Annotated in this window: 9 protein-coding genes, 1 tRNA gene and 1 other RNA gene; 9 read left to right on the top strand and 2 right to left on the bottom strand. The window is 42.8% G+C overall.

Going from position 1 to position 16,724, the window contains the following annotated elements; all coding sequences use genetic code 11:
• Position 1: 1 nt before the first annotated feature.
• From QL229_RS20290 to QL229_RS20275, 4 genes are all read left to right on the top strand, one after another.
• Positions 2-77: transfer RNA gene (locus QL229_RS20290), tRNA-Phe, on the top strand.
• 546 nt (positions 78-623) lie between these two features.
• A complete protein-coding gene (locus QL229_RS20285; RefSeq protein ID WP_138558707.1) occupies positions 624-2,030 on the top strand; it encodes an efflux transporter outer membrane subunit in 1,407 nt (468 codons plus the stop codon).
• A 2-nt stretch (positions 2,031-2,032) separates the two neighbouring features.
• Positions 2,033-3,271, top strand: a complete 1,239-nt coding sequence (locus tag QL229_RS20280) for an efflux RND transporter periplasmic adaptor subunit (RefSeq protein ID WP_135925812.1) — start codon at positions 2,033-2,035, stop codon at positions 3,269-3,271.
• Positions 3,271-6,351: an efflux RND transporter permease subunit gene (locus tag QL229_RS20275; protein ID WP_138558706.1), complete on the top strand. Its 3,081-nt coding sequence runs from the start codon at positions 3,271-3,273 to the stop codon at positions 6,349-6,351. The genes QL229_RS20280 and QL229_RS20275 overlap by 1 nt, the downstream gene beginning before the upstream one ends.
• A 420-nt stretch (positions 6,352-6,771) precedes the next feature.
• Here the strand turns inward: QL229_RS20275 and ssrS are convergent.
• Positions 6,772-6,955, bottom strand: a non-coding RNA gene (gene ssrS, locus QL229_RS20270) — 6S RNA.
• 194 nt (positions 6,956-7,149) lie between these two features.
• On the opposite strand from ssrS, the gene QL229_RS20265 reads away from it, so the two are divergent.
• The 5 genes from QL229_RS20265 (at position 7,150) to QL229_RS20245 (ending at position 12,925) form a co-directional block, all read left to right on the top strand.
• Positions 7,150-7,713 (top strand): UPF0149 family protein, encoded by a 564-nt coding sequence (locus QL229_RS20265; protein ID WP_135925810.1) that lies wholly within the window; start codon positions 7,150-7,152, stop codon positions 7,711-7,713.
• A 20-nt stretch (positions 7,714-7,733) separates the two neighbouring features.
• The gene (pepP, locus tag QL229_RS20260; protein ID WP_138558705.1) at positions 7,734-9,059 is read left to right on the top strand and encodes a Xaa-Pro aminopeptidase; all 1,326 of its coding nucleotides are present in this window, start codon (positions 7,734-7,736) and stop codon (positions 9,057-9,059) included.
• Between the two features lie 8 nt (positions 9,060-9,067).
• Complete coding sequence (gene ubiH / locus QL229_RS20255) at positions 9,068-10,249, top strand: 2-octaprenyl-6-methoxyphenyl hydroxylase (protein WP_063700521.1); 1,182 nt, start codon at positions 9,068-9,070, stop codon at positions 10,247-10,249.
• A complete protein-coding gene (locus QL229_RS20250) occupies positions 10,246-11,412 on the top strand; it encodes an FAD-dependent monooxygenase (protein ID WP_138558704.1) in 1,167 nt (388 codons plus the stop codon). The genes ubiH and QL229_RS20250 overlap by 4 nt, the downstream gene beginning before the upstream one ends.
• 208 nt (positions 11,413-11,620) lie before the next feature.
• On the top strand, positions 11,621-12,925 hold the full coding sequence (locus QL229_RS20245; protein ID WP_055198117.1) for an MFS transporter: 1,305 nt from the start codon (positions 11,621-11,623) through the stop codon (positions 12,923-12,925).
• A gap of 793 nt (positions 12,926-13,718) precedes the next feature.
• Here QL229_RS20245 and QL229_RS20240 read toward each other — a convergent pair.
• A complete protein-coding gene (locus tag QL229_RS20240; protein ID WP_138558703.1) occupies positions 13,719-15,869 on the bottom strand; it encodes a TonB-dependent receptor in 2,151 nt (716 codons plus the stop codon).
• Between the last annotated feature and the right edge of the window lie 855 nt (positions 15,870-16,724).

Below are 16,724 nucleotides of genomic sequence, written 5' to 3'. Positions count from 1 at the left end.
TGCCCAGATAGCTCAGTCGGTAGAGCAGAGGATTGAAAATCCTCGTGTCGGTGGTTCGATTCCGCCTCTGGGCACCATTGATTCAAAGCCTCGCAATCGCGAGGCTTTTTTGTTTCTGTCCCCTCCAAATCACTACTTTACATCCCGTAGGCGTGAAATTTATTTCGCGCGATGAAGATAAGAGCTATCAGCTTTCAGCCGTCAGCTATCAGATTTTAAATACATAAGTTAGCGAGTTAGAAAGGGGAAAGGGTAAAGTTAGATTGTGCCCGCACATTGCTATGGCTAAACCCGGTACCGTAGGCGTGAAATTTATTTCGCGCGAATAAGAATAATAAGTACTTGTATAAAAGAAAAACTACATGGAAGATTTTCGATAGCTGATAGCTGATAGCTGATAGCTGATAGCTGATAGCTGATAGCTGATAGCTGATAGCTGATAGCTGATAGCTGATAGCTGATAGCTGATAGCTGATAGCTGATAGTTTGCAGCTTATCCCTATTTTTCTACAGTTCATCCTTACCAAATACCAGACTGTGTAATGTTATGTAAAGTCAGTTGAGCAAAACTTAAGGTAGTGCTTGAATTACAATCATAAATAGATGTTTTTCAGGTTTTTAGAATGAATTGGCAATATAAGCCGAGTTTATTGGCTTTAAGTGTAATTTTGCTAAGTGCATGTGCAAGCCAGACGACTCATAATGAACGAGTCGCTGAGCTTGAGGCCTTACCAAGTACATGGCAGCAATTACCTACGGACAACAAAATTCTTGCTGTTGAAGATAATTGGTTGCAGCAGTTAAAGGACCCTCAAGTTTTTAATTTAGTGGAGCAAGCATTAGCCCATAACCAAGCAATTTTACAAGCAGGTTATGATGTGGCGATTAAAAAGCAACAGCTTATTGCTGCTGGGGCCGATTTATGGCCAAGCCTTGATTTATCAACACGAGCGAGCCGTAGTGAAGATAATCGCCCTGTTAGTTATAACAACGCTAGTTCTGCATCATTAGAATTAAGCTACGAAGTTGATTTATGGGGCAAATTATCGGCCTCTGAACGGCAAGCAAACCTTGAATATTTAGCTGAAAAAGCCACATTTTCGCAAAGCAAACAACAATTAGTAGCTGATGTGGTTTCGGGTTGGTTTGATGTAATTACTAACCACAAATTACTTGAACTATATAAGCAGCGCGAACAAAACGCCGAGAAAAACTTAGATATTATTGAGTCGGGTTATCGTCAAGGTTTAAATGAAGCGCTTGACGTTTACCTTGCCCGTAATGAGCTAAATACTGAGCGCTCGAATATTGCTGCACAGCAAGCTACCTTAACTAAATCAATTCGTGATTTAGAGCGTTTAACAGGCCAATATCCTGCTGGGGCATTATCGGTTAGTGCCGATTTGCCACTACTTGAGAACACAATTCCTTTGGGTTTACCTTCAGAGCTTATCACCCGCAAACCAGCGTTAATGGCGAGCTGGTATCAGTTGTTAAGTACTGATGCGGGACTTGCTTACGCGCACAAACAACGTTTTCCGAGTTTGAATCTTTCAGCATCTATCAGTGATAGCACAGATAGAGTGAGTGATTTATTTTCGCCTTCAAGCTTAGCTTGGTCACTGATAGGTAGTATTTCAATGCCGCTTTTTGAAGGTGGTCGCTTAAAAGCCAATGAAGAGCAGGCAAGGCTTAGCGTTAAACGTCAGGAGCAAGCTTACCTTGCCACACTCTATGATGCATTTAATGAAGTTGAAACTGCAATCAGCCAAGAGCAAGCCTTGAAAGTGCGTTATGAAAAAACCTTAGAAGCACAAGAAAATGCAATTGCCGCAGAGCGTTTGTCTTTTGAGCAATATCAAAGTGGTTTAGTAACATACACGACAGTGCTTGATGCGCAAGATCGCTCTTTTAACGCGCAAAGCTCTGTTATCGAACTCAAAAACCAACTTATTAAAAATAGAATCAACTTACACATTGCCCTTGGCGGTGACTTTAGTGAAGCAAATAGCGAAGTAGCAGAGCAATAATCATGAATACTAAGACACGTAAAATATTAATTCCAGTTATTGTCATTGTCGTGACGGTATTACTCGTCATGTTTATTAAAGGTAACCCGCCGCAAGCAAATCGTTTTTCTTCACCACCGAAAGCGAAAGTAAATGTGGCTGTTAAAACCTTAACGCCAGAAACTTATCAAGTGATGATTGATAGTTTTGGTACCGTAAAACCGCGAACGCAAAGTATGTTAGTCGCGCAAGCATCAGGGCAAATTATTGAAATAAGTGAGCAATTTCGCGAAGGTGGCTTTTTTGAAAAAGGCGATGTGTTGTTGCGATTAGATGATAGAGATCACCGTGCCGAAGTAAAATCAGCGCAAGCGGCCTTATTAACAGCCGAGCAGGGTTTACTTGAAGAACAGGCTCGTGGTCGGCAGGCCGAAACTGACTGGAAGCGCTTAGGTAAAGGCGAGCAAGCAAGTAGCTTGGTACTTCGTAAACCACAATTAGCAGCAGCCGAAGCCAGTGTGTTGTCTGCGCAAGCGACACTTGAAAAAGCGAAACTTGATTTAGAGCGTACAAAGATCACAGCACCATATGCGGGTCGTGTTTTAAGTCGTAGCGTTGATTTAGGCCAAGTGGTGAGTAATAACATGGAGCTTGCCAGTATTTATGCTATCGATAGAGTTGAGATCCGTTTACCAATCAAAAATAAAGACTTACCGTTTATTAATTTGCCAGAGCAATTTCGTGATGGGGCTAAAAATAGCGCGGGTTCATTAGTTGAATTCAGCTCAGACCTTGTTGGTAAACAGCATTGGCAAGGTCAAGTTATTCGTACTGAAGGTGCTATAGATGAAAATGCGCAGCAGCTTTATGTGGTTGCGCAAATTAACGACCCTTATAAAGCCACGACTGTGAATCAGTATCCAATTAAAATTGGTCAGTACATCAAAGCACAAATTACTGGTAAAGCTATTGAAAATGCCATTGTGATCCCAAATAGCGCAATTTACCAAGGCACCTATGTTTACGTAGAAGAGCAGGGTGTACTGCGTCGTAAAAATATTGCACTTGCTTGGCAAAACGCTAACCAAGCTGTTGTCGCTGATGGTTTGTCTGCAGGCGATAACTTGGTGATTACACCGCTTGGTCAAGTGAGCTCTGGTACGCAAGTTACCGTTATGGGTAGCGAAGAGTATCAGGCAACCAGAGGAAAAGCTAAGCGTTCAAGCAATCAACAGCCGCCTAAAGAGCAAGGAGCGCAATAATGATTGCTTGGTTTACAAAGAATCATGTTGCAGCAAACTTATTGCTGATCAGCATTTTATTAGCGGGTTTATTTAGCGTTTCGACGCAAATACCACTTGAAGTGTTTCCATCGTTTGAGTCTGACCGAATTAGTGTCAGTGTATCACTTCGAGGATCAACTCCTGAAGATGTTGAAAAAGGGGTATCAATTCGCATAGAAGAAGCGGTGCAAGATCTTGAGGGAGTTAAGCGTATCACTAGCCGCTCTTCTGAAGGTTCTTCTTCGGTAAGTATTGAAGTTGAGACTGGGTATGATCCTAGGGAGCTTTTGGCTGACATTAAAAGCCGAGTAGATGCAATTAACACCTTTCCCGTCGATGCTGAAAAACCAATAGTTTCGCTTGCTGAATGGAAGCGAGAAGTAATTGCCGTTTCTGTTTCAAGTATTTATGGCGAAAAAGAAACCCTTGAATACGCAGAAACCGTGCGTGATGAACTACTGCGTTTACCAAGTGTAACTCAAGTTGAGCTAAGTGGGGTTCGTGATTACGAAATAGCAATAGAGGTGAGCCAAGATACCTTACGCCAGTATGATTTAAGCTTAGCTGACATATCATCAGCAATTCGCAATTCTAGTACTGATGTTTCTGCCGGTAACTTAAAAACAGAAGGGGGTGATGTACTCATCCGCTCGAAAGGCCAAGCTTATCGCAAAGATGAATTTGCTAATATAGTGGTAAAAAACCAAGCTGATGGCACAATTATTCGTTTAGGTGACATTGCTCGTATTAGCGATGATTTTGAAGAAACCCCTGTTCGCACTCGCTTTAATGGTAAGCAAGCTGCATTTATTGATGTGTATCGTATTGGCCCGCAAAGTGCGATTGAAGTTGCTGATGCGGTAAAAAATTACATAACTGAGCATCAGAGCCAGCTTCCAGAAGGGTTTGAGTTAAGTTATTGGGATGATGACTCAGAAGTTGTAAAAAGCCGAATAGCAACGCTTACCAGTAACGCAATTCAGGGCGGAATTTTAGTCCTGGCACTACTCACCTTATTCTTGCGTCCAGCCATTGCATTTTGGGTATTTATTGGTATCCCAGTGTCGTTCATGGGCGCGTTTTTAATGATGCCTATATTTGGTATCACACTTAACGTTATCAGTTTATTTGGTTTTATTTTGGTACTCGGTATTGTTGTTGACGATGCCATTGTGACCGGTGAAAACGTCTACACCCACCTAAAAACTGCAGAGAGTGGTGAGCAAGCCGCTATTCGTGGAACGCAGGAGGTGGCAACTCCGGTAACGTTTGGTGTTCTCACGACAGTTGCAGCATTTTTACCTCTCGCTTTTATCGAAGGTGCTCGAGGCGCTATATTTGCACAAATTCCAGTAGTAGTTATTCCTGTTTTACTGTTCTCTTTGATTGAGTCTAAGTTTGTATTACCAGCACACTTAAAATACTTAAAGCTACGTCATGAAAAGGGCGAGCCATCGAGACTAGAGCGCCTTCAACAGCGTTTTGCTGATGGTTTTGAACACGCAATAATGAAGTATTACCAACCATTATTGAATCTAGCTTTAAAGAATAAAATGGCTACGGTTAGCTTATTTGTGGGGATTTTTGTAATTATTGTTACCTTGATCACAAGTGGTTGGACTAAATTTACCTTTTTCCCGCGTATTCCAAGTGAAACTGTACGTGCATCCGTAACTTTCCCTGCCGGAACACCGTTTGAAGTGACCAATAAATACGTCATTAAAATGTCAGACAAGGCAAAAGAATTACAAGATAAATACCGCGATGAAGATGGCCAAAGTGTAATTCTAAATATTTTGGCAACCACAGGTGGACGTGGTGGTTCGTCAAATACCGGTAGTGTTAGATTTGAGATCATGCCAGCAGAAAAGCGTGAATCAGATATAGGCTCACGAGAACTTGCCAGCGAATGGCGTGATCTTATCGGTATTATACCGGGAGCAGAGAGTGTCACTTTCCGTGCTGAGTTTGGCCGAACATCTAGCCCGATTGATGTACAGCTAAGCGGTAGCTCAATCGACACCCTCGAAGCAGTTGCTGAAAAAGTTAAAGTGCGTTTATCGACGTATCCAACTGTGTACGAAATAGCCGATAGCATGTCAGATGGTAAAGAAGAGTTGCAAATTGAGCTGACAGAGCAGGGGTTAGCGCTTGGATTAAACCGTGTTGATGTATCGCAGCAAGTGCGTAACTCGTTTTTTGGTGCGCAGGTACAGCGCATTCAACGTGGGCGCGACGATGTGCGGGTAATGGTGCGCTTACCGATTGAAGAGCGCCGCTCGGTTGCAGACTTAAAAGACATACTTATTAAAACACCTACTGGTGGGACTGTGCCGCTTTCGCATGTGGCTACTTTAGTGCCGGGGCAAAGCCCATCGTCTATTTACCGTATTGACCGCTATCGAACATTGAATGTCACAGCTGATGTTGAAAAATCAAATACCAATATGACGGTACTGCAAGCAGACTTAAAAACTTACTTAGATGAGCTAATGGTGCAATACCCAGGTGTTGATTACACACTCGAAGGTGAGGCCAAAGAGCAGCGTGAGTCATTTGGTTCACTGGCTTGGGGCCTCGTGTTTGTATTCTTTATTATTTATGCGTTATTAGCGATACCGTTTAAGTCGTATACCCAGCCATTGATCGTGATGAGTGTTATTCCGTTTGGCATGATAGGTGCGGTAATGGGCCACTGGGTAATGGGTATGGAGTTAACCATTATGAGCTTACTTGGCATGTTAGCCTTGATAGGCGTGGTAGTGAATGACTCACTGGTACTGGTTGATTTTATCAATAAGAAGCGTGAAGAAGGCGGTGACTTACTTGAAACCGTTAAGATTGCAGGGGCGGCACGTTTCCGTCCTGTTATGTTAACCAGTTTAACCACCTTTATTGGTTTAATGCCATTGCTATTTGAAAAAGCAACGCAAGCACAATTCCTTATTCCTATGGCGGTAAGCCTTGGCTTTGGGATTATCTTCGCAACGCTTATCACCTTGTTATTGGTGCCAGTTAATTACCTATTAATGGAGCGCTTTCAGGGATGGTTTAAGTAGGGGCGATAGGTTGAAAACATGTGTGTTGGGTAGAGTGAAATGAAACCCAACACACAGGAGCTATCAGCCGTCAGCTATCAGAAAAACAAACAAGTTAGCGAGTTACCAAGGGAAAAGAGTAAAGTTAGATTGTGCCCGCACATTGCTATGGCTAAACCCGATACCGTAGGCGTGAAATTTATTTCGCGCGATATTTCTTAAATAACGGGTAAGTCGTAGGTCGGGCTTTAGCCCGTCAATGTTAGCGATTATGTGTCGCCATAAATGACGACCTACAGTGCTTGACTCATTAGCTCGTAGGTTAGTTAGAGTAGAGCGAAACCCAACACATAGGAAATATTAGATATTAGTCGTCAGGAGTCAGAGAAAAACTACATGGAAGATTTTCGATAGCTGATAGCTTGTAACTAAATAGAAATGGTGTTCCCCAAGTATGCGGTGCCCGGTGTCAGTCCTGAAACCTTGAGGTTTCAGGGCGGGGATCTGCGGTCTACCGTAGGCTTCTCGGTACATGCCGAGCTTGCACAATAGTAAACGAACAGAAACCCTAACATAAAATTTATCGGCTCAGGGACTTAACCAAGCTCCTGCACCCTAGGGAACACCTTCAGTATATAAGACAAGTTTCAATCCTTAAACCATAGAAGCAAAAAAAGCGGATCGTTCGCGTAGTTTTTCCCCACCTTTAACTGCTTATTTACTTTTCAGATTGCTTTTTGACCTCAATCATACAATTAATTGGAGTTGCGATTTATCGAGTGGTAGCATGACGTTACTTAGCCGAACAAAGAAAAAGTTATGAGCACGTTACCTGATTACCAACAAGCCCAATTGTTATTAGAAAAAAATGAAATTTTTGTCGCACCGTCAGAAGCCCATGGTGTGATAAGTGGTTTATTAGCCTGTGGCATCAATATTGAAGCCGATGAATACTTAGGTTTATTAAGTGATGTATTCAACGATGGCCAAGCTTTTAGTAAAGATTTAAAAGCATTTTTTGCTGATGTATATTCTCAGGTTGTTGCCAGTTTTAGTGATGAAGAATTTCAGTTTGACCTATTTTTACCAAGCGATGATGAAACACTGATCGATTTAGCCAATGGCTTAGTATCTTGGGTATCGGGTTTTATGCTTGGTTTTGGTTTAAAACAAAAAGATTACGGCAAGTTATCAGCTGATGTGAAAGAAGTGATCAGCGACTTTAGTGAAATTACCCGCCTAGACACCATGTTTGAAGAGACCGAAGAAGACAGCCAAGCACTGCACGAAGTGATTGAGTATGTGCGTGTTTCTGCATTGCTATGTTTTGCTGAGCTAGGTAAAGAGCCAGTAGGAAAAAGCACTAAAAAGACCCTTCACTAATCAAATTACAGAGGTTTAGCATGTCGTCTATTGCTATCGATAAAGCTGAATTTAAAGCCCGTCGTGAGCGCTTGCTTGCGATGATGGATAAAAACAGCGTGGCTATTATTCCAGCTGCTGGAGAAGTAACACGCAGCCGTGATACTGAATATGCATTTCGCCAAGACAGTGACTTTTTCTATCTTACTGGGTTTAACGAACCAGATGCGGTTTTAGTGCTTTGCCCGTCGAGCGATACACCAAGTACGCTTATTTGCCGTAACAAAGACAAACTAGCTGAAATTTGGCACGGTCGTCGAATTGGCTTCGAAAAAGCTAAATCTGAGTACTTATTCGACGCAACTTGCCCACTAAGTGAACTAGATGAACAATTATTAGATTTGGTGAACGGCCAGCAGATTTTATTTTATGCACAAGGCACTTACGCAAATTTCGATGCAAAAATTTGGGATTTATTAAGCACACTTCGCAGCGCACCTAAAAAAGGCTACAAAGCCCCACACACCATTAAAGATATTCGTGGTTTAGTGCATGAAATGCGTTTGTTTAAATCTGACGCAGAATTAAACATTATGCGCACAGCGTGCGAAATTAGTGCACAAGGGCATATTCGCGCTATGCAGTTTGCCAAACCAGGCGCAACTGAATACCAATTAGAAGCAGAGCTTCATCATCATTATGCAATGAATGGTGCTCGTCACCCTGCTTATGGCACGATTGTCGGCAGTGGCGACAACGCCAACATTTTGCACTACACACAAAATGATGCTGAGCTAAAAGATGGCGATTTAGTATTAATTGATTCTGGCTGTGAACTTGAAGGTTATGCGGCAGATATCACACGCACCTTCCCAGTCAATGGCAAGTTTAGCGAACCACAAGCGGCGCTTTACAACATTGTATTAGCAGCCCAAGAAGCAGCATTTAGCCAAGTTAAGCCGGGCGGTAGTTTATCGAAAGCCAATGAATTAGCCTCAACGGTACTGACGCAAGGGCTTATTGATTTAGGCATTTTAACCGGCGAGCTTGATGAGCTAATGGCAAACCAAGCGTGCAAAGCATTTTACATGCATGGTCTTGGTCACTGGCTTGGGTTAGATGTGCACGATGTTGGCGAATATAAGCTTGATGAAAAAGAGCGCGTATTTGAGCCGGGCATGGTGCTCACCATCGAACCGGGTTTATATATTAGCGAAGATGCAAAAGCACCAGAGCAATATAAAGGCATCGGTATTCGTATTGAAGATAACTTACTTGTCACTGAAGATGGCCATGAAAACCTGACCATTTCGGTTCCTAAAACCATTAGTGACATTGAAGCAGTGATGCAAGCAAACAAAGGCTAGGAGCAAGCGTGGCAAAGCAGTTTGATGTTGTCATTATCGGCGGTGGAATGGCGGGTGCAAGTTGTGCATTGGGCCTAAAACAGAGTAATAAGCAGTTATCAATCGCTGTAATTGAGGCAAATGAAGTAAGCGCAGACTATCACCCTAGCTTTGATGATAGAAGCATTGCGCTTGCTCAACAGTCTGTTCAGTACTTAAAATCAATCAATGCGTTTGATTGCCAAGCGCCATTTGCGGCAGCGATTAAAAAAGTCACTGTATCTGATCGTGGTCATTTTGGTAAAACGCATATTGATTGCCAAGAATACGGTCATGATGCCCTTGGTTATGTGGTCGAAGTGAACCCATTTGGGCGCAGCCTTCATCAGCAACTTACGCGTACTGATGTTAGTTTGTTTTGCCCTGATACGGTTGCCAAGCTTGAATACCAAAGCGACTGTGCCAACATCACGCTGAGCTCGGGCGAGCAGTTAAGCGCAAAGCTTGTGGTGATTGCCGATGGCGCTCATTCGCAAAGCCGTAAACTCGCTAATATTGAGTTTAATACTCGCGCTTATCAGCAAGCAGCGATAATTGCCAACATCGAAGTGGCTGGTGGTCATCATCATCATGCCTTTGAGCGTTTTACCGAGCATGGCCCAATGGCACTGTTGCCAATGAGTAATAATCGATACTCACTGGTGTGGTGCATGGAACCAGAGCAAATTGAGCACACTATGGCGCTTGAAGACGATGCCTTTTTAGCTGCGTTACAAAAAGCATTTGGTTACTGCGGCGGCTCATTTAGCAAAGTGGGTATGCGTGCAAGTTATCCGCTTGTGTACGGTAAAGCCGAATCACTGAGCAGCCACCGTACAGTATTAATTGGTAATGCAGGCCATGCAATCCACCCAATTGCCGGGCAGGGCTTTAATTTAGGCCTGCGTGATGTGCAATTATTGTGTGATATGGCGAATAGAAGCGATCTTGGTGATTACGCCTTTACCCGTTATTACAGCCAAACTCGCAGTAAAGATATTACGACCGTGATGACACTCACAGACAGCCTAGTGCGTTTGTTCTCAAACTCATCACGATTGCTTGCGCTTGGTCGCAGCATTGGTCTTTTCTCAATGGATTTATTCTCCTCGTTAAAAACCCCACTGGCAAAACAGCTTATGGGTCAGGTTAAGCAAGGTAAACGGATATGAAACAAGCACAAGTTTGTATTGTCGGTGGTGGCTGTGTTGGCCTTACGCTAGCACTTGGTTTAGCAAAAGCAGATATCAGCGTTGTGGTGATTGATGCGAGTAAAAATCAAACTTTACCGGGTGATGATTACGCACTTCGCGTGAGCGCATTAAGCCTAGCTAGTCAGGGCTTATTTGAGTCATTAAATGTATGGCCAGAGATCATTAAACAACGTGCTACACCGTATACCTCGATGGATGTACGTGATCAAGACAGCTTTGGCAAAATTCATTTTGATCATAATGATCTCGACTTACCGCAGCTCGGTCATATCGTTGAAAACGACATTATTCGCTACGCTTTAATTAGCGAACTTGAAAAGCAAAGTAATGCCACTTTATTGTTCGAAACCCGCTACCAGCAAATTCATCAAACTGATTCTGATGTGTTTATTACTCTTGAAAGCGGCGAGCCTGTAATTGCTAAGTTATTAGTGGCGGCTGATGGGGCTAACTCAGCTATTCGCAAGCAGTTCAACATGCCAATTACTTTTAAAGATTATGACCATCACGCCATTGTTGCCACAGTTAAAACCGCTGATGAGCATAACAACACGGCACGCCAAGTGTTTTTACCAAGCGGGCCGCTGGCGTTTTTACCCCTGCCAGATAAACATACGCACTCAATTGTTTGGTCAACAAGCCCTGAGCATTGCGACACACTTTTAGCGCTTGATGATAGCAACTTTAATAAAGCGGTCATGGCAGCTCTCGATGGCCAATGTGGTTTATGTGAAGTGCAAAGTGAGCGCATGGCGTTTCCACTTAAGATGCGTTATGCCCAGCAGTGGGTGTCGGGCAAAGTGGTTTTAATGGGCGATGCAGCGCATACCATTCATCCATTAGCTGGTTTAGGCATGAACCTTGGCCTTAAAGACGCCGGTTATTTAATTGAGCTATTAAGTAATGAGCAAGGCGAGTTTGCAAGTACACGCACGCTGCGTGATTATGAACGTACTCGCAAGCTTGATGCACAAAAACACATTGCCATGATGCAAGGCTTAAAAGAGTTATTTGCAGGCGCTAACCCACTGAAAAAACTCGTACGTGGTGTTGGTTTAAGCCTTGTAGACAACCTTGGCCCAATTAAACATTTGTTCGCCAAAGAAGCGATTGGTAAATAGCATCTAACTAGTTGTTACTATTTAGTTTAAGCCGCAGCTAAGCAATTAGCTGCGGCTTTTTTGCGCTTATATGAACGCAAAATGATAGCGCTGTCATTTTTGTTAGTGTATGATTAAATTTTTGTGATTGGTATGGAAATTAAACAGCTTTATCGAGTTGTATACTAAATTCCAACCAAATAAAAATAATTAAACTAAGAGAACAATTATGGAAGCAACGGTTGAGTGTGACAACAACACAAAACAAAGCATCTGGCTGCCAATGGTATTGGCCGGCTCAATGTTTTTTATCTTAGGGTGTATAACGTGGCTTAATGGTGCAATTACACCATTTTTGCAGCAAATGCTTGAGCTTTCGCCGTTACAAGCTTCGTTTATCATCTCTTCTTTTTATATTGCGGTAACAGTTGCCGGCATACCATCAGCTATGCTGATCAAGCGCGTTGGTTATAAGAATGGCATGGCGATTGGCTGTGCGATTATGGCTTTATCGGCGCTGATGTATATTCCTGCTGCGAAACTGCAAATGATCGAAATCTTTTTGTTTGCACAATTAATGATAGGTGTTGGACAAACCGTACTACAAACCGCTGTTAACCCATACGTGGTTAAAATGGGCTCTGAGAAATCAGCCGCTGTGCGCGTGTGTATCATGGGCTTATTAAACAAATTTGCGGGTGTTATTGTGCCTGTTATTTTTGCCGCTGTAGTTGTAAGCGGTGTTGTTGATGGCGCAGGTAAATTATCGCAAGAACAAAAAGACATTATGGCAAATAGCCTTATCATGCCTTATGTGTTGATTGCCGCTTTAATTATGTTATTTGCAGCCTTTGCCAAATTTGCACCATTGCCTGATTTAGTATTTGATGAAGACGAAACATCAAACGGCAAAGGCGAAATTAAAGAAACCCTAGCACACCCTCACTTAGTTTTAGGTGTAGTGGGGATTGCGCTATACGTTGCTGTTGAAGTAATTGCAGCAGACACCATTGGCTCGTACGCATTACAAATTGGCGTTGCTGACTACTCAGTTATGACCTCTTACACCATGGCGTGTATGTTGATTGGTTACGCAATTGGTATTTTAACTATTCCACGCTTTATGAGCCAACAAACGGCGTTATTAATGTCGGGTATTGCCGGTATTATTACCGTGTTGTTAGTGGTGCTTGGCAGCAATGACTCGTTCATTATTTCAAACCTATTATTAGTGCCATTTGGTGGCCCACAATTACCAGACCCATTGTTATGCATTGCGTTACTAGGCTTTGCTAATGCTATGGTTTGGCCTGCAATTTGGCCACTGGCTTTAGCTGGCTTAGGTCGCTTAACAGGCACCGCATCAGGCTTATTGATCATGGGTATTGCTGGTGGTGCACTAGGCCCATTATTAATCGGTTTAGGAAACGTAGCAGGCCTAGGCGCACAAGGCGCTTACATTGTGATGATCCCAAGTTATGTATTCATTTTATTCTACGCCTTAAAAGGCCATAAGATGAGAAGCTGGAAGTAACCCAGCAAACTGATTTTTCAAGTTAGACAAAGCCGCGGTACGCCCATCATCGCGGCTTTTTTTGATCTTAAACTAAAGCTAACAGCTTTCAGATTCAAAGTTAGCGAGTTAGAAAGAGTAGAGGGGAAAGTTTGCGATGTGCGAGTTGTAGGAGGCGTTTTAACGCCGAAAAAATGGAGATATTAGATATCAGTGGTTAGAAGTTAGATTAGATTGTGCCTGCGCATAGTTAAATTGAACTGCTTATCCGTAGGCGTGAAATTTATTTCACGCGATGCTTATTTAACCACAAAAGCAACACGTAGGTCGGGCTTTAGCCCGTCAATGTTAGCGGTTATGTGTCGCCATAAATGACGACTTACAGTGCTTGACTCATTAGCTCGTAGGTTGGGAAGAGCGGAGCGAAACTCAACGCTTGGAGCCATCAGCCTTCAGCCGTCAGCTATCAGATTGAAAGTTAGCGAGTTAGAAAGAGTAAAGGTACGAGTTTCGAGGGCCGAGATGCGAGGTGTAGGAGGCGTTTTAACGCCGAAAAAGTCGATTTGGTAGGGAGCTCCCTTTACCAATTCGAAACCAACACTATGCTGTTAGCACCCAGCACCCAGCACCCAGCACCCAGCACCCAGCACCCAGCACCCAGCACCCAGCACCCAGCACCCAGCACCCAGCACCTAGCTAAATTCCTACGCAACATAAAATCGCTGCTACAATTTTGAAAACTCGCAACTCTCACCCACAAAAAAGCCGTGGGATTTTCATCACACGGCTTTTGATATTTCGCTAAGTCGTTTTATTAGAATGAGTAGCTGTAACCTAGTTGTAGGGTACGTGGTTTACCCGGTTGAATACCGCCGTTTGCACGGTTTGCAACGTAGGTTTTGTCAAACAGGTTGTCTACTGTTAAGTATACTTTTTGTTTGTCGTCGATTAGGTATTTAGCAGCTAAATCCCATACCACGCGGCTGTCGATTGCATTGCGACCTGAGCTAGTTAAGTCTGCGTGTGCATCAGACACATAACGCATTTGCGTATCGAATACAAAACTTGAGAACTCAGCACCCACTGAAAGCGCTAATTGGTTTTCAGGCACGTATGGCATTGCATCGCCTTTTTCTACGCTACCCCAAAGATCTGATTCAAACGCGTTATCGAACTCAGAATCCGTGTAAGTGTAAGTTAAGCGAACAGGGAACGAAGCTGCGTTAGTAGCAAACACTTTACCTGCACTTAGCTCAAAGCCAGACACAGATACTTCACCGTAGTTGTATTGGTCGCCAATGTTGTCATCGCTACAACCTACAGCCGCAGTACAGTTACCGTGCATGTTTGTGTAGTCAGAGTTAAAGTAAATTACTTCACCTTGAATGCCCGCGTAATCGTAACGACCACCTAGCTCAATGTTAACACTTTCTTCTTCTTCTTGATCCGCATTACCTGGTGCTGCCGGTGCGTAACCTTTTTGAATACCAGCAAGAAGCGTTAGGTTATCGCTTACAGTGTAAGTAGCACCTAGTGATGGTACTAAGATCTCTGTGTCGTTGCTGATATCTTTTGTTAGGCCATTTTCACGGTTTGGATCAGATTTTGCCCATTCAACACGTGTGATTGTGATGTCTTCGTAGCGAAGACCCGCGCTAATGACTAATGCATCAAGTGACCACTCATCTTGAATGAATAGGGTAGTCGCTTCGGCGCTGTCTACACGGTTGCTATCAGAACCCGGCACGCCTTTTTCAGTTAGCGTCATTGATAGGTCTTGATTAAGCGTGTATTTGTCTTGCCATTGGAAGCGATCCATTTCATCTTCGTGGTAACGTGCACCAACAGTGATGTAGTGGCTTCCTGCTGGAATATGGAACTCAGTTTGTAAGCCTTTCGCTTGGTAATCACGGTTGTTTGCTTTTACTGCAACGCCTTCAATACCTTCGCTCGTTGGATTTGCTTCAAACTCGCTGTATTGCTCAAGATTACTTGTGCCTACTTTGCTTGCTTTATACCAGTTACGGTGGAAGTCATTTAGGTAAGCAGTAGCAAGTAACTCGTAACCTTTACCAAAGCGGTATGCATAGTTGATTTGGTATGCATTATGTTGAGTGTTCATCTCATCGTTTTGTGATGCAGCATAACGACGGTAAGGGTTTTCTTTGTAATCAGCGTCAGTTAAACCCATGTACGTTTCGTCAGAGCGCTCGTCTGAGTACTTTAACTTCATTTCTAGGCTGTGTGCTTCGTTATCACCAAAGTCAAAACCAAACTTTAATAAGAAATCGTTCTTTTCAAAGCCTGTGTTGTCACTACCAACTGGTAAATCTTTAAAGCCATCTGCACCGTAAGTGAATACTTCTACAAGGCCGGCAGCATTGTTTTTCTTTTTACCGAAGTAAGCATGACCTTTGTAGAAACCGTCGCTACCAAGTTCAGCGTTAAGTAAACCTTTTGAACCTTCAGTTGGTAAGCTACGAGAAACTAAGTTTAAAACACCGCCTGTTGTACGCGGGCCATACTTAACAGATGCCGCACCTTTAAGTACTTCGATAGACTCCATACGACCCATAGTAGGGAAGTAGTAAGCAGAAGGCGCAGAGTAAGGTGCTGGTGCTACAAGTACACCATCTTCCATTACTGAGATTTTGTCGTTACGACCCGTACCCGTACCACGCATACCAATGTTAGGACGAAGGCCATAGCCGTCTTCTTCTTGTACATATACACCCGGTACAGCACTTAAAACACGAGAGATATCAGTATATTCAAACTTTTCTAGTTCTTGCTCATCAATAAAAGTAGCAGAGCCAGGAATATCGTTAATTGCAGATGCAGAGCCAATTACAGTGATTTGCTCGAAGTTTTTCTCTTCTTTAGTTACATCTTTTGCAAAAGCATTAGCGCTTAAAGATAAAGCGACCGCAGTCGAAAGCGAAGAAACAATAAACTTAGGTGTCATTGTGTGTCCTGTGTATGTTTAGATTTTTTTAACCGGCGCAATTAAAACATGTAAAATAATGCGAATCAATCCTATTTGTAATAAAACAGGTATGAACTGTAAGTTTATGAATTAAATAACTTATAAGAAATACAGTAGTATTGTATTACGGTATCGGGTTTGGGGTGGTATTAAGTAAAACTTAATAGGCGGAGCGAAACACAACGTCTCGAGTCGTCTGCTATCAGATTCAAAAGTTAGCGAGTTAGAAAGAGTAAAGGAGAAAGAAGCTTTAAGCTATAAGTCAGATCAGCCTGCATGCAGTCTCAGTGAAATGCTCACCTGTAGGCGTGAAATTTATTTCGCGCGATGCTTATCTAAACCACAGAAACAAGATGTAGGTCGGGCTTTAGCCCGTCAATTTTAACTATTATGTGTCGCCATAAATGACGACTTACATTGCTTGATTCATTAGCTCGTCGGTTGGGAATAGCGGAGCGAAACCCAACGTTTCACTATTTTTTGCACAAAGAGAAGATAATGAGAAAGACCGTAAGATTATGTAGTTTTAACTCTAAAGCGTAGCGTCTCTTTTCCTCTTTGTGAGTATCACTTTTTTTATGTAGCGCGAAGCGCCTCGGTGTACTCTGTGGTTCAATATTCTTTTGCACAAAGAGAAAACAATGAGAAGTGAATTAGAAAGACCATAAAGCTATGTAGTTTTTCTTCTAAAGCGCAGCGTCTCTTATCCTCTTTGTGAGTATTACTTTTTTTATGTAGCGCGAAGCGCCTCGGTGTACTTATATGGACTCCCCGTTTTTTGTCAACGGAGTATTTATTAAATAAAGATTAGATGCTGGCTTATATACGGACTCT

It is taken from the genome of Pseudoalteromonas sp. PAR1, assembly GCF_947311895.1.
Lineage (GTDB): Bacteria > Pseudomonadota > Gammaproteobacteria > Enterobacterales > Alteromonadaceae > Pseudoalteromonas > Pseudoalteromonas lipolytica_C.
This window is presented reverse-complemented; position numbering and strand designations above follow the sequence as displayed.

Coding starts and splice junctions, on each gene's coding strand:
- QL229_RS20285 (WP_138558707.1), top strand. CDS start 624: ATGAATTGGCAATATAAGCCGAGTTTATTGGCTTTAAGTGTAATTTTG.
- QL229_RS20280 (WP_135925812.1), top strand. CDS start 2,033: ATGAATACTAAGACACGTAAAATATTAATTCCAGTTATTGTCATTGTC.
- QL229_RS20275 (WP_138558706.1), top strand. CDS start 3,271: ATGATTGCTTGGTTTACAAAGAATCATGTTGCAGCAAACTTATTGCTG.
- QL229_RS20265 (WP_135925810.1), top strand. CDS start 7,150: ATGAGCACGTTACCTGATTACCAACAAGCCCAATTGTTATTAGAAAAA.
- pepP (WP_138558705.1), top strand. CDS start 7,734: ATGTCGTCTATTGCTATCGATAAAGCTGAATTTAAAGCCCGTCGTGAG.
- QL229_RS20250 (WP_138558704.1), top strand. CDS start 10,246: ATGAAACAAGCACAAGTTTGTATTGTCGGTGGTGGCTGTGTTGGCCTT.
- QL229_RS20245 (WP_055198117.1), top strand. CDS start 11,621: ATGGAAGCAACGGTTGAGTGTGACAACAACACAAAACAAAGCATCTGG.
- QL229_RS20240 (WP_138558703.1), bottom strand. CDS start 15,869: ATGACACCTAAGTTTATTGTTTCTTCGCTTTCGACTGCGGTCGCTTTA.